The sequence below is a fragment of the Brevundimonas sp. UBA7507 genome (assembly GCF_002478355.1).
GTDB lineage: Bacteria > Pseudomonadota > Alphaproteobacteria > Caulobacterales > Caulobacteraceae > Brevundimonas > Brevundimonas diminuta_D.
On sequence record NZ_DLNP01000004.1, the window covers coordinates 178,264 to 178,528 of the forward strand.

Annotated in this window: 1 pseudogene; it reads left to right on the top strand. The window is 72.1% G+C overall.

The window, feature by feature from the left end:
• Nucleotides 1-265: pseudogene (locus tag B3D50_RS03155) on the top strand (rod shape-determining protein MreC); the annotation flags it as partial.

The window sequence follows — 265 nt, forward strand, 5'->3', positions numbered from 1 at the left end:
CGGCGGCGGTTTCCCGCGCGGCTTGCCGGTCGGCGTGGTGGCCAAGGGCGTGGACGGCTCCTGGCGGGTCAAGCTCTACAGCGACCGCACGGCCATAGACTATGTGCGCGTCCTGTTGTTCCAGGACTTCAGCCAGCTGGCGGATCAGAACGCGCTGAACGCAGCCCCCTTGGCCAGCCTGAACACGGCGCCGCCGCCGAACGCCGCTCAAGCCGCCGCTATTCAGGACGTGGCCACGCGCCGCGCCGCCGCCGCCCAGGCCGCC